This is a genomic window from Streptomyces sp. NPDC111744 (genome assembly GCF_055634995.1).
Genome location: NZ_JBVKCG010000026.1, coordinates 18,243 through 42,348, shown reverse-complemented (window position 1 = coordinate 42,348; position 24,106 = coordinate 18,243). Strand labels below are relative to the sequence as shown.

At 68.9% G+C, this 24,106-nt stretch carries 22 protein-coding genes and 3 pseudogenes; 12 read left to right on the top strand and 13 right to left on the bottom strand.

Features of this window, described 5'->3' with window-relative positions:
• Positions 1 to 211: 211 nt before the first annotated feature.
• Positions 212 to 511: a hypothetical protein gene (locus ACZ7OO_RS37090; RefSeq protein WP_471511875.1), complete on the bottom strand. Its 300-nt coding sequence runs from the start codon at positions 509 to 511 to the stop codon at positions 212 to 214.
• A gap of 976 nt (positions 512 to 1,487) precedes the next feature.
• Here ACZ7OO_RS37090 and ACZ7OO_RS37085 point away from each other — a divergent pair.
• Positions 1,488 to 2,159: an aggregation-promoting factor C-terminal-like domain-containing protein gene (locus tag ACZ7OO_RS37085; protein ID WP_471511874.1), complete on the top strand. Its 672-nt coding sequence runs from the start codon at positions 1,488 to 1,490 to the stop codon at positions 2,157 to 2,159.
• A 247-nt stretch (positions 2,160 to 2,406) separates the two neighbouring features.
• Positions 2,407 to 2,979, top strand: a complete 573-nt coding sequence (locus ACZ7OO_RS37080) for an RNA polymerase sigma factor (RefSeq protein ID WP_471511873.1) — start codon at positions 2,407 to 2,409, stop codon at positions 2,977 to 2,979.
• A gap of 108 nt (positions 2,980 to 3,087) precedes the next feature.
• Here ACZ7OO_RS37080 and ACZ7OO_RS37075 read toward each other — a convergent pair whose 3' ends face one another.
• The gene (locus ACZ7OO_RS37075) at positions 3,088 to 3,711 is read right to left on the bottom strand and encodes a TetR/AcrR family transcriptional regulator (RefSeq protein WP_471511872.1); all 624 of its coding nucleotides are present in this window, start codon (positions 3,709 to 3,711) and stop codon (positions 3,088 to 3,090) included.
• A 260-nt stretch (positions 3,712 to 3,971) separates the two neighbouring features.
• On the opposite strand from ACZ7OO_RS37075, the gene ACZ7OO_RS37070 reads away from it, so the two are divergent.
• Positions 3,972 to 4,355, top strand: coding sequence for a hypothetical protein (locus tag ACZ7OO_RS37070; protein ID WP_471511871.1), 384 nt, complete (start codon positions 3,972 to 3,974; stop codon positions 4,353 to 4,355).
• A gap of 259 nt (positions 4,356 to 4,614) precedes the next feature.
• On the opposite strand, the gene ACZ7OO_RS37065 is transcribed toward ACZ7OO_RS37070, so the two are convergent.
• Together ACZ7OO_RS37065 and ACZ7OO_RS37060 are read right to left on the bottom strand one after the other, a co-directional pair.
• Positions 4,615 to 4,911, bottom strand: a complete 297-nt coding sequence (locus ACZ7OO_RS37065) for an MHYT domain-containing protein (RefSeq protein ID WP_471511870.1) — start codon at positions 4,909 to 4,911, stop codon at positions 4,615 to 4,617.
• A 38-nt stretch (positions 4,912 to 4,949) separates the two neighbouring features.
• Positions 4,950 to 4,997, bottom strand: a pseudogene (locus tag ACZ7OO_RS37060) (hypothetical protein); the annotation flags it as partial.
• A 353-nt stretch (positions 4,998 to 5,350) separates the two neighbouring features.
• On the opposite strand from ACZ7OO_RS37060, the gene ACZ7OO_RS37055 reads away from it, so the two are divergent.
• Entirely contained in the window at positions 5,351 to 6,361 is a 1,011-nt protein-coding gene (locus ACZ7OO_RS37055) for a helix-turn-helix transcriptional regulator (protein WP_471511869.1), read from the top strand.
• Positions 6,362 to 6,669: 308 nt separating this feature from the next.
• On the opposite strand, the gene ACZ7OO_RS37050 is transcribed toward ACZ7OO_RS37055, so the two are convergent.
• The 5 genes and pseudogenes from ACZ7OO_RS37050 to ACZ7OO_RS37030 form a co-directional block, all read right to left on the bottom strand.
• Positions 6,670 to 7,737, bottom strand: coding sequence for an alpha/beta fold hydrolase (locus tag ACZ7OO_RS37050; protein WP_471511868.1), 1,068 nt, complete (start codon positions 7,735 to 7,737; stop codon positions 6,670 to 6,672).
• Positions 7,738 to 8,853: 1,116 nt separating this feature from the next.
• Positions 8,854 to 9,072, bottom strand: coding sequence for a PLD nuclease N-terminal domain-containing protein (locus ACZ7OO_RS37045; protein WP_471511867.1), 219 nt, complete (start codon positions 9,070 to 9,072; stop codon positions 8,854 to 8,856).
• 266 nt (positions 9,073 to 9,338) lie between these two features.
• Positions 9,339 to 9,914, bottom strand: a complete 576-nt coding sequence (locus ACZ7OO_RS37040) for a transcriptional regulator (RefSeq protein ID WP_471511866.1) — start codon at positions 9,912 to 9,914, stop codon at positions 9,339 to 9,341.
• A 54-nt stretch (positions 9,915 to 9,968) separates the two neighbouring features.
• Positions 9,969 to 11,002: pseudogene (locus tag ACZ7OO_RS37035) on the bottom strand (transcriptional regulator); the annotation flags it as partial.
• Positions 10,935 to 11,213 (bottom strand): annotated as a pseudogene (locus tag ACZ7OO_RS37030) (helix-turn-helix domain-containing protein); the annotation flags it as partial. The pseudogenes ACZ7OO_RS37035 and ACZ7OO_RS37030, both read right to left, overlap by 68 nt.
• Before the next feature lie 232 nt (positions 11,214 to 11,445).
• Between ACZ7OO_RS37030 and ACZ7OO_RS37025 the strand changes: the two are divergent.
• The 8 genes from ACZ7OO_RS37025 (at position 11,446) to ACZ7OO_RS36990 (ending at position 19,441) form a co-directional block, all read left to right on the top strand.
• Entirely contained in the window at positions 11,446 to 12,015 is a 570-nt protein-coding gene (locus ACZ7OO_RS37025) for an RNA polymerase sigma factor (RefSeq protein WP_471511864.1), read from the top strand.
• Positions 12,012 to 13,244, top strand: coding sequence for a CU044_5270 family protein (locus ACZ7OO_RS37020; RefSeq protein WP_471511862.1), 1,233 nt, complete (start codon positions 12,012 to 12,014; stop codon positions 13,242 to 13,244). The genes ACZ7OO_RS37025 and ACZ7OO_RS37020 overlap by 4 nt, the downstream gene beginning before the upstream one ends.
• Positions 13,245 to 13,540: 296 nt before the next feature.
• Complete coding sequence (locus tag ACZ7OO_RS37015) at positions 13,541 to 14,338, top strand: L,D-transpeptidase family protein (protein ID WP_471511860.1); 798 nt, start codon at positions 13,541 to 13,543, stop codon at positions 14,336 to 14,338.
• The gene (locus ACZ7OO_RS37010) at positions 14,335 to 15,591 is read left to right on the top strand and encodes a L,D-transpeptidase (RefSeq protein WP_471511858.1); all 1,257 of its coding nucleotides are present in this window, start codon (positions 14,335 to 14,337) and stop codon (positions 15,589 to 15,591) included. The genes ACZ7OO_RS37015 and ACZ7OO_RS37010 overlap by 4 nt, the downstream gene beginning before the upstream one ends.
• Before the next feature lie 371 nt (positions 15,592 to 15,962).
• Positions 15,963 to 16,748: a DUF5707 domain-containing protein gene (locus ACZ7OO_RS37005; RefSeq protein WP_471511856.1), complete on the top strand. Its 786-nt coding sequence runs from the start codon at positions 15,963 to 15,965 to the stop codon at positions 16,746 to 16,748.
• A 477-nt stretch (positions 16,749 to 17,225) separates the two neighbouring features.
• Positions 17,226 to 17,864 carry an RNA polymerase sigma factor gene (locus ACZ7OO_RS37000; RefSeq protein WP_471511854.1) on the top strand — a complete coding sequence of 213 codons (639 nt, stop codon included), beginning with the start codon at positions 17,226 to 17,228 and terminating at the stop codon, positions 17,862 to 17,864.
• Positions 17,861 to 18,919 (top strand): CU044_5270 family protein, encoded by a 1,059-nt coding sequence (locus ACZ7OO_RS36995; RefSeq protein ID WP_471511852.1) that lies wholly within the window; start codon positions 17,861 to 17,863, stop codon positions 18,917 to 18,919. Before ACZ7OO_RS37000 ends, ACZ7OO_RS36995 begins: the two co-directional genes overlap by 4 nt.
• A 387-nt stretch (positions 18,920 to 19,306) precedes the next feature.
• Complete coding sequence (locus ACZ7OO_RS36990; protein WP_471511850.1) at positions 19,307 to 19,441, top strand: hypothetical protein; 135 nt, start codon at positions 19,307 to 19,309, stop codon at positions 19,439 to 19,441.
• Between the two features lie 346 nt (positions 19,442 to 19,787).
• Here ACZ7OO_RS36990 and ACZ7OO_RS36985 read toward each other — a convergent pair whose 3' ends face one another.
• From ACZ7OO_RS36985 to ACZ7OO_RS36970, 4 genes are read right to left on the bottom strand one after another with little or no spacing between them, the layout of a single operon-like run.
• The gene (locus ACZ7OO_RS36985) at positions 19,788 to 20,243 is read right to left on the bottom strand and encodes a lipocalin-like domain-containing protein (RefSeq protein WP_471511848.1); all 456 of its coding nucleotides are present in this window, start codon (positions 20,241 to 20,243) and stop codon (positions 19,788 to 19,790) included.
• 25 nt (positions 20,244 to 20,268) lie between these two features.
• Positions 20,269 to 22,476: a xanthine dehydrogenase family protein molybdopterin-binding subunit gene (locus tag ACZ7OO_RS36980; RefSeq protein ID WP_471511846.1), complete on the bottom strand. Its 2,208-nt coding sequence runs from the start codon at positions 22,474 to 22,476 to the stop codon at positions 20,269 to 20,271.
• Positions 22,473 to 23,465, bottom strand: coding sequence for an FAD binding domain-containing protein (locus tag ACZ7OO_RS36975; protein ID WP_471511844.1), 993 nt, complete (start codon positions 23,463 to 23,465; stop codon positions 22,473 to 22,475). The genes ACZ7OO_RS36980 and ACZ7OO_RS36975 overlap by 4 nt, the downstream gene beginning before the upstream one ends.
• Positions 23,452 to 23,967, bottom strand: a complete 516-nt coding sequence (locus ACZ7OO_RS36970; protein WP_471511842.1) for a (2Fe-2S)-binding protein — start codon at positions 23,965 to 23,967, stop codon at positions 23,452 to 23,454. Before ACZ7OO_RS36970 ends, ACZ7OO_RS36975 begins: the two co-directional genes overlap by 14 nt.
• Between the last annotated feature and the right edge of the window lie 139 nt (positions 23,968 to 24,106).

The following is a 24,106-nucleotide window of genomic DNA, read 5'->3' as shown; positions in this document are numbered from 1 at the left end:
ACGTCAGCACCCTTTCGGGCTCGGGTGGTTCACCCGTATTCGGACGGTTATGGGGGGCGACCGGCGGAGAGTCCGATCGTCTGCCCCGGGTTCCCGATTCCTTTCGGCTTCCGGCATTGGCTTGTTGGGCCGTCCTGTTCCCGCTGGGGTTCCGGCTGCGCGCGGAGTCCGGGGAAGGACAGCGGGCGGCTGTACGGTCGGCGCCTCGTGTTCACCCCTCGAACCGCTCGGCGTCCAACAGGAACACCTCCGCCCAATCGCCGTATTCGGTCCCGTCGGACCACTCGGCGGTGGCCGGCTCCACCGCATCGCCGTACTCGGCGTCTGCCGTCTCGCCCTCACCGGCCTCCGGCGTGCTGCCGTCCCCGGGAGTGTCAGCGCTTGCGGCCGTCCGGGTGGCGATCTCCGCCGCGTATCCGGGTTTGAGGTTCTTCACCTCTCCTGCGATCGCCTTCGCGAGCCAGTCGGAGGTCCGTTCCGTCGCCCCGCGGGCCGGGACACGGAATCCCATGCTCGGAGCACGTCCGCGTCGCCGAGTCTCGGCTCGTGCATCGGGACACGGACCAGCTCCTCCTGCCGGCCCGTTTCGGCGAGTCGGCGGGAGGGATCGAACGGACGCCTCGGCTCATGGTCCGTCACGGCGAATCCGCGAGTCGGACGCTCATTCATTTTCCATCCTCACATCGACACCGAGGGTGGTGCGGAACCACGGCTCGGGCCCTGTCCGTGCCGGACGCCACACGGCGGCATCTCACTGACTCGGACAGTTCATAGTTGACGAAACAACTTTATGGCAGGAGGAGAGGACGGTGCGCGACGAGGCTCTGAACTGGTGCTCCGGAAGCGGCCGTTCCGCGCCTGGTCTCCTCGGCTCGACATTCCCCGCAGCCGCTGACGCCGGCAGGAACCGGTCCGGCGGGTCCTGCTCCGACAGGTCATGAGCTATGGCTGGTTGAGATCCCGTTTCGGAGCACTGCCCACATTTCGTCGAGAAGGTCCTGGTAGCCCTCGCCACAAGTGGCCATTCCGTTTCTGAGCTCTCTGACGCAGTGCGTCGTCGGCACGTTGCTCACCAACAGCGGGTGGGCCGCGTCCAAGCACATGTCACTGGTTGAGAGTCAGGAGGGTCAAGTACCGCATCCGTCGGTCGCTTCGTGCGCATGTGATTTCCGGGGCTGCCGCGGTGGGCACGTGTGAGCTTTCACACGTGATCTAGAATTGCCATCCGGTGTCGGGTGCGGCACAGTCACACTCCTGTCAGGCCCCGCATACGACACATGTGTCCCCCAGCAGTACGGGACCGCAGTAGTACCAGTGTCAACTCCATAGCGTCGTCGTATGCCGCCCGTTCTGCACACGGCGCTCCCCTGCGGGGAGTTGCCCACCGGGTCCGTGCCTCCAGTGACGCCGTCGTGGGGAGGCCAGTGTCAGGGGCGCGCTTGCGTCCGTCAGAGTCACCGAAGCGGGCGATGCAGGAAGGAAAACGTGTGAGCCGGATTTCGGTCCGGGGATTCGCAGTGGCCTCGGCCACCGCGGTCACCGCCGTCGGAAGCGTCATCGGCGTTGCCTCGGGCAGCGTCGCACAGCCCAACGAAGCTGAGGCGACGGCAACCGACACCACGCTCCTCGCGGACATCCCCGCGGGTCAGCAGGTCCAGGTGCAGACCGCGTCCCTGACGCAGCAGGCCGACACCCAGGCCATCGCCGCCGACGCGAGCGCCAAGAAGGACGCCGAGGAGGCGGCCCGCCGGGCTGCCGCGCAGAGCGCGGTCGCGAAGAAGAAGGCGGCCACGGAGCGCGCCGAGGCCAAGGCGGCGGCAAGCCGCAGTACGCGTGATGCCTCCAGCTTCACCGTGCAGAGTTCCTATACCGTCGCGCAGATCCAGGCGATGGCGCGCCAGATGGTGCCGAGCGGCCAGTTTCAGTGCTTCAGCAACATCGTGGACCACGAGTCCAGCTGGAACTACCGTGCCGTCAACCCTTCTTCCGGCGCCTACGGCCTCTTCCAGGCGCTGCCGGGCTCCAAGATGGCCTCGGCAGGCGCGGACTGGCAGAGCAGCCCGCCCACTCAGATCAAGTGGGGCCTGAACTACATGAACAGCAGTTACGGCAGCCCGTGTGCGGCGTGGACGTTCTGGCAGGCGAACCACTGGTACTAGGCCAGCCGCGTTCGTCGAAGTTCAGTCTTGCGATTGCCGCTGCTCCCCAGGGGGCGGCGGCATTCGCAGGCCAGGGCCGGAATCGACGACTCCACGCATGCTGGTGACGCCAAGGCGACAGACAAGTGGCACACCCGGCTGACAGCTGCGCATCCTCGGCACGCCCATAGTGCACTACTTGACACATCAATGATTTTTATGACCCACACCACCGCCGGCAATATTACCGCGAGACCGTAAGGCGCATATGTATATTTTCGGAGATGGATTTCCGATCATTTTCGACGAGTTGTGTCGACGGTGCGCCGATATGATATCCCAGTACGCTGCCCTGCCTGATTCGAATGAGGACTGTGCAGAGGATGTTGTCGCGGAGACTTTACTGAAGGCATGGCTCCATAAGTCAGATTTGCCCGCCGAGTCCGACCAGGTGATGGACTGGCTTTTGGCGATGGCACGTGAGGTTCTGGATGAAAAATACTTTCGAGCTGCCCAGCAGTCGGCGCTGGGTCAACGTCTGCAGGACAGACTCACCGGCCCTGATGTGGCCGATGAAATTTCCCAACTCTACGAAGATCGTGCCATGTTGTTTGCCATGCGTTCGGCATTGAAGCGATTGCCTCCACCAGAGCGAGAGGCCGTTCTGCTCGTTGCCGACGGAGGGTGGACGTACGCCAAGATCGCGAAGAACAGAGGGGTTCCGATCGGAACTATCCGTGCCAGGATATCCCGGGGGCGTAAACACCTGCATAAACTCACACTCCAGGAACTGACCCGCGCGGAATGGCGGCAGACGAGGCAGCCGAAGGTGGCATCGTGAGGTGGTCTCTCACGACGTTTCCACGGCGCCGCCGGCTTCTGAACCCGAATGGCTGATGTCGTCTGCATTTCGATGGCCTGCCGGGGAAAGCGGCTGCGGCCACCGCGTTCAGAGTCGCCGTGCGGGCGACCGGCCGCCTCGGTCCCAAAAGTGCGCGGCATCCGCCGCCAGGGGCCCCTGCGGCGAGCCCGCCGCCGAGCACAGCCCCCTCATGACCACGTCCAGGAGCCGTGCGAAACGGGCGTCCGCCACCTCGTCCGTATCGACCCGCCACAGAGGTCCGACCAGAAGGAATACGTCGTCGGCCGTCGTCCCGGGCTCGATGGTCCCAGCAGTCCTGTTCGCCTCCACCAGCACTGAAAGGGCGTCGAAGAGCGGCTGGTGGGCCTGCCGGCCCGAGTCCGCCGGCGTGGCCGTGGCCACGCGCATCGCGTCCGCGAACTCCGGGGTGCGTCTCCCGAAGGTCAGCAGGCGCCCCAACCACGCGCGCAGGGCGAGCGGCGGCCGCAGGCTGCTCATCAGGGCGGGTACGACAGTCACCAACGCCTCCACCTCGTCCCCGTACACCTGGATCACCAGGGACTCCCGCGTGGGGAAGTGACGATAGAGGGTGCCCTGGCCCACGCCCGCTCTGCGGGCTATGGACTTCAGCGAGGTGTCTCCGGGAAGAGCGAGAACTTCCGCCGCTGCTTCGAGGATGCGCAGCCGGTTGCAGCGTGCGTCCGATCTCATGGTTTCTCCGGTCTCTCTGGCGATGATGCCACTTGTCGTCGGCCCGATGCTCCGGGTGGGGATGGATCTCACCAAACACGTATCTTGGACTCCGTCGGTACCGGGCATACATGGTTGCAGGCGAGCAGGCGATGCATCAGGTGTCAGTGACACACGTATTCTGAGTGAAACCCGCACCGGGCGATTCCTTGCCGGACCTGCTGTCCGGCGAGACAGGACAGAACGCATCACCCGCGCCGAGCAGAAGGCCATCGATTCCCATGTCCCACAAGACAGCCGCTGACCTCGCCCTCCAGGAACGGCCCACGCCGTCCGTGGAGCTCACCTCCTTGGTCTCCGCCCTCGCCGAGGACCTCGAACAGGGCCTGTGGGCACCGGGGCCACTGGAGCAGAGCCTTGCTGGCCGCCTGATGGTGGCCTGCGCCGGAGACGGGTGCTTCACCCCGGACCCGGTGCGCGAGACCCTGCTGGCCGGCAGCATCACTCTGACGTACGCCGGCGACGGCCGGCTCGCCCGGCTCTTCGCCCAGTTGATAGAGGTGACCGCACATCCCGCGCCGGACGCCGACACCGCGCTCGATGAAGCCCGGCGGCTGGTGGAGCGGGTGGCGGATGACCGTTCCGTGGCGGATGTGAAGCGCTGACCTGGGGCTCGGCCGGTGCGGGTCCCTCGGTCGACCGGGCCAGGGGAGGGCGATTCCACGCTGGAGTCGGCTCAGGAACCGGCCGTCTTCAGAGCCGACTTCCTGTGTGCGGTCGCGGGTGATGTACGCGGTCCTCGAATGCCGCGTGGAGCGCCGACGCCTCGTACGTCAGCGCCGGCGAGAGCGCGGGCCTGACCGGCGCCGCGCCCCGGACTCAGGCCGTCGGTGGGATCAAAGGGGTGGTCGTCCGCTTCTGCCGCTACGCGCGCCTCGGCGTCCTGCCTCTGGGTCGAACGCTGGTTCCAGTCGCCGTCTCCGAGGATGAGGACCGGTCGAACATGACGATGACCCCTGCGACGACGAGAAAGATGACAGCTCCGATGAGCGTGGGCAGCACCAGCGAGGTCGGTGTGCGCCCGATCGACTCGTGGTCGCTCATGTGGAGCTCGACGCTGACGGCGGCCATACCGGTGTAGTGCATACGGGAGACGGCGAGCCCCATGACCAGGCTGGCGCAGAGGGACGGCAGGAAGCCGCGGACGTGACGGCCGCCCATAGCGCAGCGCCGGCCGCGATGACGGCGATGACGACCGACAGGGCGATCACGGTCACGCTGTCATGCGGTTCGCCGTCCAGACGCATGGCGGCCATGCCCAGGTAGTGCATGGCCGCGACCGCGAGGCCGGTCAGTAAACCTGCGGCGGCCAACGGGCGTACCCCGGTACCGCGGTAGCCGACGATGCAGACACCGATACTCGACCGCGACAATCGCCACCAGCAGGCTCAGCACGGTCAACGGATGGGTATGCCGGGTCACGGCAACGGCTCCTGACCGTGAACGACGGTCTGTCCACCCTGTTCCGACACACGTCTGGGAGCCACCAGGGCACGGCAACGCTCCCGGCCGGTGGCACCGGATCTACCATCGAGCCCGGCCGGACAGGGCGTTCGGCCGGGCTCGTCCCCATTCCCGGCGTACAGGAGTGTCACACCGTATGGACGTCACGTCGGACAGTCCCTGGGCATCCATCGGACTGGACTGGTTCGAGGGGCAGTTGCTGGAGCACCTGGTGGGTTCGCCGCCGGCCGACGTGGTATCGGTGGCGCAGGCGGCCGGGGTGTCCACGCAGGAGGCCGAGCGGACGCTCCAACGGCTGGAGGAGGCCTCGCTGGTGATACGGATCGCCGGACGGCCCGCCCGCTGGACGGTCAGTCCGCCGCGGTCCTCGCTCGGTGGCCTGCTCGCACGCCGGCGCACCGAACTGGCCCGGACCGAGGAGCTGGCGGAACGCCTGTACGCGGCGTACGAGGCGGTCTCCGCCCTGCGGACGGCGCACCTGGTAGAGGTACTGCAGAAGGGTGAGGAGACAGCGGCGCGCTACGCGCAGCTGCTGCGGAGCAGCAACGCCGAGGTCCTGCACCTGGCGAAGCCTCCCTACGTCACGGCTGACCGGGCATCCTCGCCGGCACCGGAGGTGGCCGCGGGGGTGCGCCTTCGCTCCGTGTACGAGACGGAAGGCTTCACCGACGCGGTGTCGCTGGAGACCGCTTCACGGGGCACGGCCGACGGCGGTGAGCTGCGGCTCGCGTCGCACCTGCCGACGAAGCTGGTGGTCTTCGACCGGACCTCCGCCCTGCTGCCGGTGCGTCCCGACCGGCCGACGGCGGGATCACTGGTGGTCCACTCCTTCGCACTGGTGGCGGCGCTGGCCGCGCTCTTCGAGAGGGTGTGGGACCAGGCGGTCCCCGCGTTCCTGGGCGCCGGCCACCACGGCCCCGCGCCGGCCGGCGGTGCTCCCACGCCGCGGCCGGACGAACGAACCCGGGAGGTCCTCCGGTTGATGGCGACCGGCATGAAGGACGACGCCATCGCACGGGCTCTGGGCATCAGCCGCCGCACCGTGCAGAAGCACGTCAGCGACGCGGGTACGGCGCTCGGGGCGAAGACACGTTTCCAGATCGGCCTGCTCGCGGCGGAACGGGGATGGCTGGGACGACGCCACTGAGGAGGTACCGGTAGGACGGTCGGGCCGGTATCGCGTCCGCCAAAACGGGCTCTCGCATCAGCATCCCCGCCCGACGGACGGCACAGGGCGACCCGAGGAGCCGCCGGGAGTCCGCGGCGGCGCGGCGCACCAGCCCAGCTCCGGCCCGGGTGCGAAGCCAGGCGCGATCATGACATGGGGAGCGAACCCATGACCGCGCCCGCTGTCTGTCGCGTGCGGCCGGGGCTGTCGGCTGCCGGCAAGTACCCACCGGCAGGGATTCCCGGGGGCGTGGACGGCGGCAGGGCGGCGTCCGTCCGGCGTACGGCTCAGAAGTGGTCGACGTCGACGACGGCCTGGGCGAAGGCCATGGGTGCCTCCTGCGGCAGGTTGTGGCCGATCCCGGCGAGTGTGCGGTGGCCGTACTTGCCGGTGAACTGGTTGCGATACGCCGCTCCGTTGCCGGGTGCGGTGAACGGGTCGCGCTCGGGGTCGAGCGTGATCGTCGGCACCTCGATGACGGGGCGGGTGGCGAGTGCCTTCTCGTAGCGGTCGTAGCGGCGTTCGCCGTCCGCGAGGCCCAGTCGCCAGCGGTAGTTGTGGATCACGATGGCCGCGTAGTCGGGGTTCTCGAACGCGGCGGCCGTGCGCTCGAAGGTGGCGTCGTCGAAGTTCCAGGTCGGAGAGACGGTGCCCCAGACGAGCCGGCACAGGTCGTGCCGGTCGGTCTTGTCCTCCATGGCGAGGCGGCCGCGCTCGGTGGCGAAGTAGTACTGGTACCACCAGGTGTACTCGGCCTTGGGCGCCAGCGGCTTCTTCTGTGCTTCGACATTGGTGATGAGGTATCCGCTGACGGACACCAGTCCCTTCACGCGCTCTGGCCAGAGGGCCGCGATGATGTCGGCGGTGCGCGAGCCCCAGTCGAAGCCGGCCAGCAGGGCCTTGTCGATCTTGAGGGCGTCCATCAGGGCGATGATGTCCAGGGCGACAGCCGACTGCTGAGCGTTGCGGACCGTCCGGGAGGACAGGAACGTCGTCGTGCCGTGGCCACGGAGGAACGGGACGATGACGCGGTAGCCCTGGGCAGCGAGGAGCGGGGCGACGTCGACGTAGCTGTGGATGTCGTAGGGCCAGCCGTGCAGGCAGATGACCACGGGTCCGTGCCGGGGACCGTCCTCGGCGTAACCGACGTCCAGCACACCGGCCCTGACCTGCTTCAGCCGGGCGAATGAGGTGTGCGTACCCGGGGTCACGGTGGGCACCGTCGGCGCCGGCGATCCGCACTCGGTGTGATGGCCTGGTGCGGCGTTCGCATCGGGCTGGAATCCGGCCAGCGAGACAGCGGTCGCGCCCGTGCCGATACCGAGGGCCATGTTGAAGGTACGTCTGTTGATCATGGAAAAGCCTCCGCCATACGAATGTAGAGCCGATGCGCCGGTCTGTCGGCACGACGAGCAGGCCCCGCCGAGTGCACCACGTTGCGGGCGGTCCTGACTGTTTCACGACAAGCGTCACCGGTCAAGCTAGTGACGGATGATCTGTCGCATGGCGCGGGACACCGTCTGGAGGGCCACCCCGACACCTGGGTCCTGAAGGATGGGCCCTGCGGCATTGCGGTGCCGAAGAGCGTTCCGCCCCTGCCCCTGCCCCTGCCCCTGCCACGCCAGGCCGTAAGGTGAGCCCGCCGACGCCGACGCCCGCGGACGCGGCGGAGACCGCGGTGAACACTCCGCCGCGCGCTCCGCAAGAGTTCCACCAGCGAATTGACGTGACCGACGGGAGACATGGTCGGCTGCCGGGTGGCCGCGCTGCGGCTCCGCCTACACGAGCGCGACCACGGTCGGCGCACACCGATCCGGCGCGGAGAAAGGTGCCCCGGCGCTCGGCGGCGGCTCGCCTCCTCCCGCCGGGGCACCGGGTGCCCATGACCTCACGGGTGCATTTCGGCGTGACCGCGCAGCGTCAATTACATCACCCGTCAAGTAAGTGATCCCTATGTCCTGCCGCGCCGAGAGGACGTGCCCACGAGCCCACTCCCGGTGACATCGCGCCACGCCAAGCCGGGAGGCACATGGCAGAAAACGTGAACGTCGACGAGGCTCGCCGCATCATGCGCGGGGGTGGGATGTGCCGGAGCGCTACGGGCCGTGGGACCGGGTCTACGAACTTCAGGTCACGCGCCGGCGCGGCAGGGCGAAACCAGGGCCAGGATTCTCACTACTCCACAGTTCGAGCCGGTCCAGGAGCCCCGGATCGGTATCAAGGCCACCATCCGGTGCCGGCGGACCGGGTCCGCAACCGGCAAAGCGCGGTTCGCGCGGTGGCAGGCCGCCGAAGTTGGACAGGGACGACCACAAGCAGCGGAGTGCTGTCGAGTGCGGCGGCAACCGCCTCAGGCGCCACCGAGCTGTCGCCACCCGGTACGACAAACGCCGTCCGTTACGAAGCGGCCGTGCTGGTCGCGGCGGTCAAAGAATGGCTCTGAACGACACGTGAGAGCGGTGAGTGAGAGCTCAGGCGGCAGACACTGGGCCCTCCGCGGACGCGGAACGCTTGCCGAGGTTGCGCCAGGCGATGGCGCCCAAGATCGGGAACAGGACCATCGCGATCAGCCAGCCCACCTTGGGCAACGCGCGAATGCGCGTAGCAGGCGTCCTGACGCAGTCGATCAGGGCATAGACGTACAACACCGCGACTAGGACGTATATCGCGTAGACCAGCGCTGTCGTCATTGGGTCACCTCGTGTGCTAGGGGGCGCCTGCCCGCTTGTATGTGGCGCAGCCTGCCCCACGTGTCCACTCATACTAACGGGCGTCACACAGCGAGGTAGCAGGCCTCTTATACCCCCTCGGAACACCCACTCACACGTTGTCTCCGCACACCCGCCATGGCCGGGGCACCGCCGTCGACGAAGGACGCTCGAAGCCAGGGCCGGGTCGGCGCGGAACAGGGAATGCCGAAGAGGACGGACCGCCCGGCACGGTCCGGCAGGGGTGATCAGGCGGCGAAGCCGATGTTGGTGACGTACTCGTACTGGCCCCATTCAGAGCCCAGGTCCACGGTCGCGTCGTTGATCCAGGCGTCGTCCAGGGCGTCACTGTCGTCGTTGGCCCAGGCGTCGACAATCCGGTCCCAGCGGCGCACGTTGAGGGTGCGGAACGAGACGACGCGCTGATGGGGGCGGGTGACCTGAGACTGGTTGAGGGGGTGGAACTCCACGCGGGTGCTGCGGCCTTCGCGGTTGAGGCGGGCGGTCAGATAGCGGGCCACGTTGTGGCGGCGGACCGTTCGGTAGGCGGTCTCGATGGCTTGGAGGTTCCGCCTGGACGGACTGCGCCTGCCGTCCAGCCACGCCTTGAGCGTGCGGTCGGTGACCGTGAGCCCGGCCTCGCGGGCCGCCTGGCGAGCGCGGTCGCTGCGGGTCAGATAGTGCAGCCGGGCAAGGAGACCACGGCTCTGGGTGATCGGAGTGGCGACGAAGCCGGCGAGGGCGTCGAGCTGGCGGGCAACGGCCTCGAATCCCTTGACGCCGCGGGCTCCAAACTTGCCGAAGTCGATGTTCCTCTCCGGCATGCTCCACTCCTCGCTGCGCGGCCGGGTGACGGGTGTTCATGAGCGTACAGGGGTTCACATGCCGTCGTCCGCAGGACCGGTGCCCACGGTGTACACGTCCTTGACCTTCACTTCGGCGACGCCTCGACCCTCGGGGAACACCGCGCGCCAGTCGCCGGTGACATGCAGTTCGTCGGTGCCCATGGCGCGTACGACCATGAGTCCCTCGTCGTAGGCGCGGTGGGCCTTCCACCACAGGTTCGCGAAGGCCTGGGAGCGGATCAGGTGCATCCAGTCGGTGCGGTACAGCTCCCGGTTGTAGTTGGACTCCCCCAGCGTGGAGACGAATTTGGAGTACATGGCCTTGACGTATTCGAGGGTCACCTCGTCGTCCTCGGTGATCGCCCGGTCCCGGGCGTTCTTCAGGACGACGCGGAACTTCTCCAGGAGGCCCTCCGTCGCGCCCGACGTCCATGACTCGTGGATCTGCGGCGGGTCGCACAGCCCGTACTTGGCGGAGGACACGCGCAGCAGCAGACGCAGGGTGGGTTCGGTGACCCACAGCGGTCCCGGCTCGTCGCGGCTGCCGATCGGGTTGGGCAGGTGGGCGTCGTGGTCCCAGTCGGGCGGAGTGATGAGGTGGACGCCGGAGCGGCGGCGGTCGTGCTGGTCGCCGGTGAAGTGTTCCAGCTGGCCGAGGTGTAGGTGGGTCTTGAGGGTACTGAGGTAGGCGCCGTTGACGTCGAGTGCGGTGATTCTCGTGCTCGCCGGGCGGGAGTTCGGGCCTGGTCCACTTGGGACGGGCTTCCCAGATCTGGTCGGCGCCGCGGGAGGACTGTTTGCGCAGGACGTCGGGGAGCCAGGGGTGCGCGAACCACCTCGTATCGGCCGCCCTTGCGGCTGTGGTCCAGGAGTGCCATCGCGTCCGGGATCGCCTTCTTCACCAGGGTGCTGGTCGCCGCCTCCAGGTCTCCGGAGTGCTCGGTGAGGGCGGCCGCGACGGCGGAGCCGATCAGGTCCGGGGTATCGGCGGTCTTCAGGCGGCGGCCGACGGGTGCGGCCGGGCGTGCGGCGGCGTGCGGCGGGCAGTGCCTCGGCGGCCCGGGTGGGTCCCGCGAGGAGGTCGAGTGGGTCGATGCCGTAGTGCGCGGCGACCGCTTCGCAGTCGCTCAGGCTCCAGGCGGCGGTGCCGGACTGGCGTCGGCTGACCTGGGCCTGGGTCACGCCGAGGACGTCGGCGAGCTTGGTCTGCGATTCGCCGGTGGCGTGCAGCAGCGCCGCCACCGCCGATCTGACCCGCTCATCGAGGTTCATGCTCACGACGGCGACCCTGTCGCGTGACGCTCATCCTCCATACGGATATCGCATCGCGTCGGCGGGGGCGAAGTCCCCGAAGGCAAGACCGCAAGGGCGTGGTCCTCTGCTGGACATGGCATCGGGTTTCTCTCCGGCGTGACGTCGATCACAGCGGCAGGTTTGTCGGCTCCTGCGTGTAAGAAACGGGCCGCCACACGCATTGCTCGGTGAGAGAGCCGAGTTGAAAGGAGGGCGCGTGACACCTGCTGAGCGCTTTCGAGGTGTCTACGAGGAGTGCTACCCACGCGTCCTTGCCTATGCGACGAGCCTGGTGGGACGTGAGGTGGGAGAGGACATCACCAGCGAGACGTTCACCGTCGCCTGGCGGCGGATGCGCGACGTTCCCCACCCGGCACTGCCCTGGCTTCTCGGCGTGGCCCGCAACCTGGTGCGCGAACTGCGCCGCCGGGACGCGCTCCAGTACCTCCTCGCCGCCGAGGAAGCACAGCGCATCGGCAGCGGCGCCGAGAACCACGTCGGTGATGTCGCGGCAGTGGTCACCGACCGGCACATCGCGCTGCAGGCCCTCGCGAGCCTGCCGGAGGCCGACCGGGAACTGCTGACGCTGATCGCCTGGCACGGCCTGACCGCCAAGGCGGCCGCCCAGGTTCTGGACTGCACCACCGCGACGCTGACCGTCCGGCTGTACCGGGCCCGCCGCCGTCTGGAGAAGGCCCTGGAGACCGCACAGGCGTCAGAGGCGGCGTCGGCGGCTTCCCCGGAGACCGCACCATTTCCCACCCACCACCAAGGAGCCCCTGCATGAAGAAGACCAACAAGCGGTCCGAGCGGCCCGACGTCATGAAGGTGCTCGCGGACGCACGGCCGGACGCACTGGATCCGTCCCTGCTGGTGGACCCGTCACGGCGGCAGCAGGACTTCGCGCGCATCGTCACCGAGCCGGCGGACGGCCGCGCGGCGCGCCTCGTCGCACCGCGCCACAGAAGCGGTTTCCGCCCTCTGGGGGCGGTGGCCCTCGTGGCCGTCGCGGCGTCCGTGGTGGCGGCCGTGGGCACGATCGGCCGGCAGGGACCGGCCGATCGGCCGACCGCGCAGACGCAGTCCTCCGTCCCGGCGCAGAAGCCCGGCTCCGGGGCGGACATCCGCGTCGACGGCCACATCGAACTGCTCAGTGCGGCCAGGAACGCGGAATCCTCGCCCGCCGAGGGAACGTACTGGCAGACCATCACGCGGTCGCAGCACCTGGATGCCGCCGAAGCCAACGGGCAGCTCATCGCCGTGAGCAACACGGGGACCGACAACTGGTCGGTGGGAGTGCGGCCCGGAACGAAGAGCCTGATGGTCTCCGGAGAGAATTCCGCGACCGAGCCCAGGACGGCGACGGACAAGGAACGCTGGAAGGCCGCGGGTTCGCCCCACACGGTCGTGGCCGAGATCAAGAACGGGTCCGGGAACGCCAAGATCGCCTACACCATCGGAGCCGGGCGGCCGATGGTCATGCAGACGAGCGTCGACGACAAGATCTACTCCGTCGGCCCGAACAACGTCTCCTACAACGACCTGCGCGCACTGCCCTCCACCAGCGACGGACTGCGCCGCTACCTGGAGGCGCTGTACGCGCAGGACAACAACGCCGACAGCGGTACGTCGGGCCGCAGTGAATGGATGCTGCGCCAGGCAGGCAACCTCATCACGATGCCCGTGAAGCCCGGCGTCCGTGCGGCGGCGTACCGCGTGATGGCCGATCTGCCCGGCGTCCGGGTGGTCGGGCACGTCACCGACCCGCTGGGCCGCGAGGGTGTCGGAGTCGAGTTCCCCACTGCCTACCCGACGCCGCTGGGGACCACGCGGGAGCGACTGGTCGTCGACCCGTCCACCGGCGCGATGCTCAGCGACCAGACCCTGCTGGTCGAACCCTCGACCAGGGCCAGGACCGCGGGTCTCAAGGCGGGCATGACGGTCGGCTACGCGGCGACCACCCGGATGGGCTGGGGCGAGCAGCAGATCACCGTGCCGAAGAACGCCCGCAGCTGAGCCCACCGCTGATCCGGAGCGGAGCCGACCTGCCGGGCAAGGAGCACGCGCGGCAGGTCGGTCTCTCCCCCCGCCACGTCACACTTGCCCCGGCGATCCGCCGCTGATGCGACACGGCAGATCTCCGGGAGACAGCCATGCCCCGGGCGGTTCCCCCCGGGTGATCTCGGCACGGCCCCCCGCGTCCCGTCCCGGCAAACCCTGCCGGGGTCCGTCCGGTTGCCCCGCAGCGGAACCTCCTCCGCAGCCCCGGGCCGGCCCCAAGTTCTCCCGTCCTCTTGAGAAAGCCTGCTCCCATGCGCCTCCACAGGGCCTCCCTCTCGGCGACCGCGGCGGTCATCGTCTCCGCACTGGGCGTCGCCGCCTATCACTACATCCCCGAGGACATGCCCACCCCGGTCTCCGGCAAGGCCTCGGTCGTCCAGGAAGCCGCCCGGGCCGCGACCGCACCGCCGGTGCCGACCCCTGCCACACCACGGGCGACGGTTCAGTCGCGGCCGGAGTTCCCCGTCCAACTGCCGGGGCTCGGTCCCAGGACGTCGGCGCACATCCCGGACGACACCCGGCAGGTCCTCCTCGTCACGGGAGCCGGGAAGAACTCCGCGTCCTCGAAGGCCGTGCTCTGGCAGCGTGTCGACGGCGGCTGGCGCCCCGGGACCGTGTGGGCCGCGCACAACGGCTACAAGGGCTGGACCGACGAGCACTACGCGGGCGATCTGCACAGCCCCATAGGGGTGTTCGGTCTCACCGACGCGGGCGGCCGCCTCGGCGACCCCGGCGGCAAGCTGCCCTACCACCAGTCCGGTGCCTTCTCGGTCAGCGGCAGCGGCATCGAGGGCGAACCACTCAGCGGCGCGTTCGACTACGTCATCGCCATCAACTACAACCGGCAGCCCGGTACGTCACCGCTGGACGGCACCCACCCGATGGGCGCGAACCGCGGCGGGGGCATATGGATCCACGTCGACCACGGCGGCCCCACGCACGCCTGCGTCAGCCTCTCCAAGACACATATGAAGCAGTTGCTGCGCACGCTCGATCCCGCCGACCACCCCGTCGTCGTCATGGGCGACGCAGCCTCTCTCGCCCGATGACAGTCCCCCGGTCCCCAGGAGCAAGCGTGCCCTCCCCTTCCCGCCTCACCGTGATCGCACTCGCCGCAGTCATGGCGTCGGTCCTCAGCGCCTGCGCGGGCCCGCACTCCGGTACCGCGTCCTCCGCGCGAGAGACAGCGCCGTCCAGGACATCGTCGTCCGAGCAGCAGGCCGCGACCGCCTTCCGGCTCACCACGGGTGCTGCCGACGGCGAGCGCCACGCGTCCGTCGGCGGCGCGGCCGATGTCGAGGTCTCCGGCGGGAAGATCTCGTCGGTCGCCCTCACCACCACGCAAGGGCAAGCCGTACGAGGGACCGTGGCCGCCGATCACCGTCGCTGGTCCCCGGATGCCGGTCTGGCCTACGGCACCTCGTACCGTCTGGTCGTCCGTGCCTCGGACGAAGCGGGCCGGCCCCGGACGCGGCGCCTGTCCTTCACCACGCTCGCGAAGGACGAGCGCCTGATCGGTATGTTCACGCCCGAGGACGGGTCGACCGTCGGAGTCGGCATGCCCGTGTCGGTGACCTTCAACAAACCGGTCGACGACAAGAAGGCCGTCGAACGCGGCATACGTGTCACCGACGACAGCGGTCAGCAGGTCGTGGGCCACTGGTTCGGCGACCAGCGCCTGGACCTGCGCCCGCAGACGTACTGGAAGGCGCACACGCGGGTCACCCTGAGCCTGCGTCTGAACGGCGTGAAGGGCGGCGCGGACGCGTACGGCACCCAGGACAAGACGGTCCGCTTCACCATCGGCCGCCGGCAGGTCTCCACCGTCGACGCCGCCGCGCACACCATGCGCGTCGTCCGTGACGGCCGGACGGTCCGCACGGTCCCGATCACCTCCGGTGCGCCGGGCCGCACCACGTACAACGGGCAGATGGTGATCTCCGAGAAGCTCATCTCCACGCGGATGGACGGTGCCACGGTGGGATACAAGGGGGAATACGACATACCCGACGTGCCGCACGCGATGCGTCTGTCCACCTCCGGCACCTTCATCCACGGCAACTACTGGGCGCCGCACTCCGTCTTCGGGCATTCCAACGTGAGTCACGGCTGTGTCGGCCTGGACGACGTCCGCGGCGGCGGCGACCCGGGCCAGGACGCGGCCTGGTTCTACGACAACTCCCTCATCGGCGACGTGGTCGTCGTCGAGCACTCCCACGACCACACGATCGCCCCCGACAACGGCCTCAACGGCTGGAACATGACCTGGCAGCAGTGGCAGACCGGGTCGGCTCTCGGGTAGACGCCGACGAGCGCCGGGCCGAGGTCAAACCGACTGTGCGCGCACGCACTTCGGCCACTGCCCACGGCCCTCGTCAGCGGCCTGCGCAAGAGCCCTTTCGTGCGGTATCGGGAATTCCACCTCAACGTGATCTGAGGCACTTTCACGAGATTTCATGATCCGGAACCAGGAGGAGTCTCGTCGTCCTAACAGGAGGGCCCGAGTCGGCCTCGCATCAACGCCGTTGAGCAGGGCGCACGGATCAGCTCTGTCGTGACGGCTCACGCCGGGAACGTCGGCATCGACCGCCGCCAGGCCTGACCCTTCGCCGCTCACGGCAGCGCGACTGACGCACGGGCCACTTGGATGACGTACCCGTTGAGGAGAAACCGATGCACAGGAAATTCGCGATGGCCGCCGTGTCAGGCGCGGCCGCGCTGTCGGCGTTCGTTCTACCCACCGCCGCTCAGGCGGCCCCGGCTGTCGGCTCCGTACCGAACACGCCTCGGATCGAGGACGTCGTCGTCAACGAAGGCAAGAACGTCGTCCTCGGCGATCCCACGCAGCCGCACCAGATCCCCGTCACGGTGACCGCACAGGCCAGGGCCGGCATCGAAACCCTCGGTGTCGCACTCTGGCACGGCAAGAGCTTCGACGCCGCCGACGCGTATCTGCTTCCGTCGGACAGTGACTGCGTCAAGGTGAACGCCACCACGACCACGTGCACCGAAGTCCTGGAAGTCTCCTACCACGACTGGGCCAACTCCTACGCGGGCACGTGGCATGTGGACGTCCACGCGATGAGCGCGTCCACGTCCCATGAGGTCACCGACGCCAACCGCTATGCGAACGTCAAGGTCCGGAGGGAGTCCTCCCTGTCGCTCCGGACGGCGAAGGAGCAGGTCAAGGACGGCGGCGTCCTGGTGACGGGGACACTCGATCGCGCGGACTGGGAGACCGGACAGAGCGCCGGATACGCGGGCGTCACCGCGCGGCTGCAGTTCCGACGGGAGAGCAGCAGGCACTTCACCACGGTGCGGACGGTGAGGTCCGCATCCACGGGTTCCCTCCAGGCGTCCGTGAAGCCGGAGGAGGACGGTTACTGGCGCTGGTCCTACTCGGGTGACAGGACGACCGCCGCGGCCACCTCCGCGCCGCAGTTCGTCGCCGCCGGCTGACCTCGACGGCCGAACAAGCCGTTTCCCCGGGTGACAGCGGCGCGCGAGCGGCACCTGGGCCAGGTGCCCTGCCGATACCGATGCGGCATCGGCAGGACGCCACCACGATCGGCCGGGTGGTCCGGAGCCGCCGTCGGGCTGCCCCGTCCGCCCCGACTTGCCGTCGCCCTGACGGCCATGGGTTTCCCCGCACAGTGCCGGACACCTCTCTGCCCACCGAGCGGCGAAACCCGTTGCGGACGGGCGTATGCGCCCAGGAGGCGAAGTATGCGCGTGGCCACGAGGGAAACGTGACCGCTGCGGCGCAGATCACCCTATTTCTTTCGCTATGGGTTCATTGCCTCGTGGCACCCTTGGACGACTCGAGGAGCGCGACGGGTCGGGACCGACACCGTGGTCCTCGCCCTGCCGCTCGGCCGCCCCCAGATGTGACACGGCTCACGGGAACCAGGGCACCCTCTCCGAACAGGTCATTGCGTGAACGTATCTCTACGATCCCGGCTCCGGGCAGGCGACCCGGAGGCGTTCCGGGAACTGTTCCAGGAACTCGCCCAAGCGGTGCACCGTCATGCCATGCGCGCCACCGGTGACTGGTCGACCGCCGAGGAAATCGTGTCACTGACGTTCCTCGAGGTGTGGCGGCTGCGGGAGAAGCTGGACCCCAATGACGACAGTGTGCGCCCATGGGTGTACGGCATCGCGACGAACCTGCTGCGCAATCGTGGCCGTGCCGCGCGCCGTCACAAGGACGCCATGGAACGCATGCCCGCACTCGACACCGTCCCCGACTTCTCCGACGAGGTCGCCGAGCGCCTGGACGCCGACCACAGACTCACCGCCGTCAAGGCCGCCGTCACCCGGCTGCGCAAGAACGAGCGGGACGTCTTCCTGCTCTGTGTGTGGTCCGACCTCAGCTACGCCGAGGCGGCCGACGCGCTCGGCGTCGCCGTGGGCACCGTCCGCTCCAGGCTGGCCCGCGCCCGCAAGCGGCTGCACCAGCTCACCGAGGAGGAACTGAAGAAGCAGAGAAAGTCCATGGAACCGCCCGCTCTTCGCGAACAGATACGGGGTGACCGCGCTACCGCGGTCCGGTCGAAACAGGAGACAGTCCGATGAACGCCTTCTCGCAGCGAGGTGAAGAGACCGAACGCCAGGCCATGGCGGATCAGTTTCCGGCCACCGCGACGCACGGCCTCTCCTCCGCCCGTACGGCACTCCTCGAGGAACACCTGATGCGTGAGATCACTCGTACCGAAGCGGCTCCCGTGGCCGTTGCCCCCCGCCGCCCGCGCTGGCGCCTGGTGGCCATACCGGTGGCCGTCGCCGCCGTGGCGACCGCCGTGGTACTGAACGTCACCGGCTCCACCACCCCTGCCGCGCCGTCCGTCGCCCTCTCCCCCGTGGTGAAGGTGCTGCCCGCCTCGGCCCAGGGGACCGCCGAGCTGATGCAGCAGGTCGCCGTCGCCACCGGCGAGAGCAAGCCGCTGACGATCCGGGCCGACCAGTACGTCTACGTCAAGAGCGAGGTCGGCTTCAGCCGTCAGATCCATGAGCGCACCATGGACGGCCCGATCAAGCTGGACGCCGTGCACGAGCGCCAGGTCTGGCTGCCGGAGGACCCCACCCGCCCCGGGCTGATCCGCGAAGGCGGCGAGGACGAGAACCTCGGCGGTGGCAGTGCACAGGTCAGCATCGACGGTGGCGCGCCGACGACCCCGGGTGCCGGCAACACGACGTACGCGCAGGTGGCCGCGCTGCCCACCGACCCCAACGCCCTGCTGAAGAAGATCTACGCCATCACCGAGGGTCGTGCTCCCGGCCGTGACGCCGCGGCCTTCGACTGGGTCGGCGAGACGATCGGCGAGGCGATCGTCCCGCCGAAGGTGGAGGCTGCCATCTGGCTGGCCGCCGGGAAGATCCCCGGCGTGGAGGTCGTGCACGGCGCCGTCGACGCCGCGGGCCGGCACGGCGACGCCCTGGCGTTCGAGTCCCTCAACGAACGTACCGAGTACATCTTCGCCAAGACCACGCACACCTATCTCGGTGAGCGCAGCTACCTGGTCAAGGACAGCAAGGCGGGCAAGGCGGGTCAGCTCACCGGTATCTCCGCGGTGCTCGACCGGGGGGTGGCCGACAAGATCGGCCAGGTGCCTTCCGGCGGCAAGGTGTGACACGTAAAACTCAGTGACCGGAGCGAAGCTCTGCTTCGGAGAGTTGTCGCGCGCGCGGCCCGGACGGCAGATGCCGTCCGGGCCGCGGGCGCTACGCGCTGCTCGGGCCGCGGCGAGTCGGAAACCGGGGGGCATCGGGCGGCTGTTGCCGCTGCTGCCGCGTTCGAGTTGGGCGGGGCATGCCACCGCCGGTCCGGTAGCCGGTGCGGTGTCACTTGAGGTCGTTGCGCAGGAAATGGGCCGACCATGTTGAGCACTGTGATCGCCGTCACGGGAACCCGGCCTCCGTCGCGACCAGGTCATTACGAAGACCACCGCGCGGGATCGCCACCGGCAGACCAGGGATTCCGCGCTGCGGTGACGGACGACTACGCGAAGAGGAACACTGTGCGCACCCAACCCCTCATCATGGCCATCACCGAGCAACGCATTCCCCCGGTGGGGGTGTACGCCGTCACCGCGTTCGTCGTCGCGGCCATCGTGATCGGTGGCATCGTCCTGGTGGGACGACGTCGGCGATAGGCGATCGGCGCACAGCCGGTTCCGGTACCGTCTCGGGTCCGGAACCGGCGATGCCCGTATCGTCGATCATGATGATGTGGGAGCTTGCCCACGACGGCTGAGCCGTTGCCGTGTGTTCGACGACCGGAGCCAGATACGTATATGACCCCGCTGCCGAGTGAGTCCGAAACGCCCACTATGCTGCACCGTGCAAGTATCTGCGCAACGCTGATGCCGACCGGCTAACTGTGTCCCGCCGTGACGAGTCGGCGTCCGCGAGGCGTCACCTGCCGGGGCAGACCTCGTCTGCTCTGCCGGTCCCGCCCCTGTGATCCAGGGGCGGGACCTTCGACATTTCCGAGCAAGATCAGCGCGGTTCCGCGCGTTCCCAGGTCAGGACGCCCGTACGGGGTTTGCCCTGGACGCTCAGGGGCACGGGCGGCGCCAGTTGCAGCGTCCTTCCGTCCAGGCGTGCCACCCTGGTCTGGCCGTCGCCCATCCAGTTCGGGTACAGGCAGAGGGCGACCTCGTGCACGACGGTCTCTCCGTCCGGCACTCGGAAGGAGCCGGTGTAGGCCAAATAGTGACGGGCGGCCTCGGCCAGTTCCTCTGGGCTGCCGTACTCCTGCCGCTGCTCCGCGAACAGCGGCCGGTCCGGGGTGGTGATCTGGGCGGACATGTATCCGTCAGCGGTGTACATGATCAGGCCGAGCGGGTGTTCACCGTAGGGTCGCACCACTTCTCCGTCCTCGACGCCGGTGGCCTCGTAGGAGACCAGGCGCCAGGTTCCGATGAGTGCGGCACGCAGTTCGTCGGGGGTCATGGATTCGCCGCTTCCTTCCACCGCTTCACAGCAGTTGGTCCATGGTGATGGGCAGGGACCGGATACGACGTCCGGTCGCGTGGAAGATGCCGTTGGCGATGGCGGGTGCCAGGCCGACCAGGCCGATCTCTCCGATGCCCTTGGTGCCGATGGGGTTGGCGCGGTCCCACGAGCCGACGAACTCGACCTGCATGTCGGGGATGTCGGCATTGACCGGCACGATGTAGTCGCCGAGGGTGGCGTTGGCGATGCGTCCGGCCGGGGCGTCACTCACGGTCTCCTCGAAGAGGGCCATGCCGATGCCGCCGACGGTCCCTCCGATGATCTGGCTGCGCGCGGTCTTCTCGTTGAGGATGCGTCCGCCGTCGATGACGGAGACGGCCTGGGCGACCCGGATGCGGCCCAGGTCCGGGTCCACCCGCACCTCGACGTACTTCGCGCCGAACGCGCCGGCCAGTGCCATGCCCAGGTCCTGCGGCGTACCGGGGACGCTCTCGCCCTCGGCCGTGAGGTCGGGCCGGTGGAGCCGGGCCAGGATGTCGCGGTACGACGCGAACCGGGACGGGTCGTCGCGCCGCCGGACGCCTCCGTGGGCTGCCTCGACGTCGTCGACCGTGCAGCCGTGCAGCGGGGAGCCGGTGTCGTCGGCCACCAGGTCCACAACGGCGCCGATGATGTTCCGGCAGGCTTCGTGGATCGCGCTGCCGATGGCGCTCGTGAGTCCGGATCCGCCCGTCTGGGGAGCGAGCGGCATGGTGGAGTCGCCGAGCCCGACGGTGACCTGTGCGGGATCCAGGCCCAGCAGTTCCGCCGACAGCTGGACGAAGACGGTGTACGCGCCGTTGCCGATCTCCGTTCCGGCGCTGCACACGTACGCGGTGCCGTCGCGGCGGATCGTGACCCGTGCCAGGCAGCGGGCGCGGAACCACGGGTAGCCGACGGCCGCCAGCCCGTACCCGACCAGCATCCCGTCCTCGCGCATCGAGCGCGGCTCGTGCGTGCGCCGGGACCAGCCGAAGAGTTCGGCGCCGCGTTCGAGGCACTCCCGGTGCGCGCGGCTGGACCAGGGCAGGCCCGTCGGGGGATGCGGGTCGGCGTCGTTGCGCAGGCGCAGCTCGAGCGGGTCCATGCCGAGCTTGTACGCGAGCTCGTCCATCGCGCATTCCAGTGCGTAGTTGCCCGTCGACGCTCCCGGGCCGCGCATGGAGTTCGGGACGGGGATGTTGAGGCGGGCCTGTGTGTCGTGGGTGGCGACGTTCGGGCAGGCGTAGGACGTGGCGGACACGGTCGCGGTGGGTTCGAAGTTGTCGTCGTCCATGGCGGCAGCGGTCAGTGCCTCGTGGTCGATGGCGACGAGACGGCCGTCGCGCGTCGCGCCGAGCCGTATCCGCTGCCGGCCCTTGGGGCGGTGGCCGCAGGCGGTGAACATCTGCGGCCGGGTCAGGGCGAGTTTGACGGGGCGCCCGGTCACCCGGGCGGCCAGCGCCGCCAGGATGACATGGGACCAGACCCGCAGTCCGGCTCCGAATCCTCCGCCGACGTAGGGCGCCGTGACGTGGACGTTCTCCTCGGGGATGCCGAAGGTCACCGCCAGAGAAGTGCTCTCCAGGGACGCCCACTGGGTCGAGTTGTTGATCAGGAGGGTGTCGCCCTCCCAGCGGGCGACGGTGGTGAGAGGGCCCATCGGGTTGTTGGTGTTGTCCGCCGTGAGGTAGGTCTCGTCCACCCGTACCTCGGCGGTGGCCAGCGCCCCCGCCGCGTCTCCCCAGGCGGCGTCCCGCTTCCAGGGGTTCGTGCGCAGTTCGGCACCGGGGTCGTCCAGTTCGAGCAGGGCCGGCCGCGCGGCGTAGTGCACGCGGACGAGGCCGGCCGCCTCGGTGGCCTCCTCGAAGGTGTCCGCGACCACCACGGCGACCTGCTGGCCGTAGTGCAGGATCAGGTCGTCCTGGAGGGGGGCGGGCGGGGAGACACCCAGGGGTGTCATCGGTCCGCGGTCGAGGTGTCCGGCGTTGAGGTGGGTGAGCACGCTCACGACTCCGGGAGCACGCTCGGCCTCTGTCGTGTCGATCTCGGTGATCCGTCCGGAGCCCACCGTGCTGCGTACGAGGGCCGCGTGGGCCATGCCTGGGTAGGCGAAGTCGCTGGGGTACGGGGCCGAGCCGGTCACCTTGAGCGGACCGTCGACCCGGTTCATGCCGGGCCCCAGCAGCCGGGGACGTGAGATCGTCGTCATGAGGTGACTCCCGTGACGGTACGCAGTGTGCGCACGAGCGTGCGCTGGGCCAGTTCCACCTTGAAGGCGTTCTGCGGCAGGGGTACGGCGCCTGCCAGGGCCGCTCTGGCGGCGCCGGCGAACACCTCGCCGCTCGCACGGCTGCCGGTGAGCACGGCCTCCGCCTCCAGGGCGCGCCAGGGCACCGTCGCCACACCGCCCAGACCCACCCGGGCCCAGCGGATGACGTCGCCGTCGCCGAGTACCACGGCCACCGCGGCGGAGGCCAGCGCGAACTCGTAGCTCGTCCGGTCGCGCACCTTCAGATAGTCCGACCGGGCGCCCTCAGGCAACAGCGGGATCTCCACGGCAGTGACGAGCTCTCCGTGGCGCAGGTCGTTCTCCACGTCCGGGGTGTCGCCCGGGGTCCGGTAGAAGCCGCTCAGCGGGATCTCGCGGCGGCCGTGCGCGCCGGTGACGTGCACGATCGCGTCCATGGCGATCAGCGCGACCGCGACGTCGGAGGCGTGCGTGGCGATGCAGTGCGTGCTGGTGCCCAGCACCGCGTGGGTGCGGTGTGCGCCGGCGAGGGCGGCGCACCCGGTGCCGCGCTCGCGCTTGTTGCAGGCCGCCACCGTCGGATCGCGGAAGTATCGGCAGCGGGTGCGCTGAAGCAGGTTGCCGCCGATCGTGGCCATGTTGCGCAGTTGGACGGAGGCGCTGCGCAACAGGGCCTCCCGGACGAAGGGCAGGCGACGTACGACAGTGGGTTCGGCCGCCAGCTCCTCCATCGTGACCAGCGCTCCGACGACCAGTGCGCCCTGGCGCTCCGCGACGCCGCGCAGCGGCAGACGGGTGATGTCGATGAGGTGGCTGGGCCGCAGCACGCCGTCCTTCATCAGGTCCAGCTCGGTGGTGCCACCGGCGAGGAAGTCGGCTTCGACGTGCGCCTCCGCCTCGGCCAGGGCCGCGGACACCTCACGGGCCTGTACGTACTCAAAGGGTCTCATCGTGATCACCGGCCGCTTCCCGGATCGCGGCCACGATGTTCTCGTAGGCGCCGCAGCGGCATATGTTCCCGCTCATGTACTCCCGGATGTCCTCGGGCGTCCCCGCTCTGTCCTCGGACAGCAGGCCGAGAGCGGACATGATCTGTCCCGGCGTGCAGTAACCGCACTGGAAGCCGTCGTGCCGCAGAAACGCCTCCTGCACCGGATGCAGTTGCTCGGCGGTGCCGACACCTTCGATGGTCGTCACGTCCCGGCCGTCGCACTGTGCGGCGAGCGTCAGACACGACAGCACTCGCTTGCCGTCGACGTGGACCGTACAGGCACCGCAGGTCCCCTGGTCACAGCCCTTCTTCGTACCGGTCAGACCCAGCCGGTCGCGCAGCGCGTCGAGCAGGGTGACACGTGCGTCCACGCGCAGCGGGTACTCGGTGTTGTTGACCCGCAGGGTGAACTCCGCCTGGGGAACGGCCTGTGTCGCGCCGGGCTTCGCCCGCATAGTCATGGCACCTCGGTCTCCGGCGCCCCGCCGCCTGTTCAACAGGTCACGGCAGCGACACGGAGCGCGCTCCCCCGGTATCTCTGCGCGCTTACCACGGCATGCGGTGACCAGCCAGTGTGAGACCACCGTATGGGTCCCGACG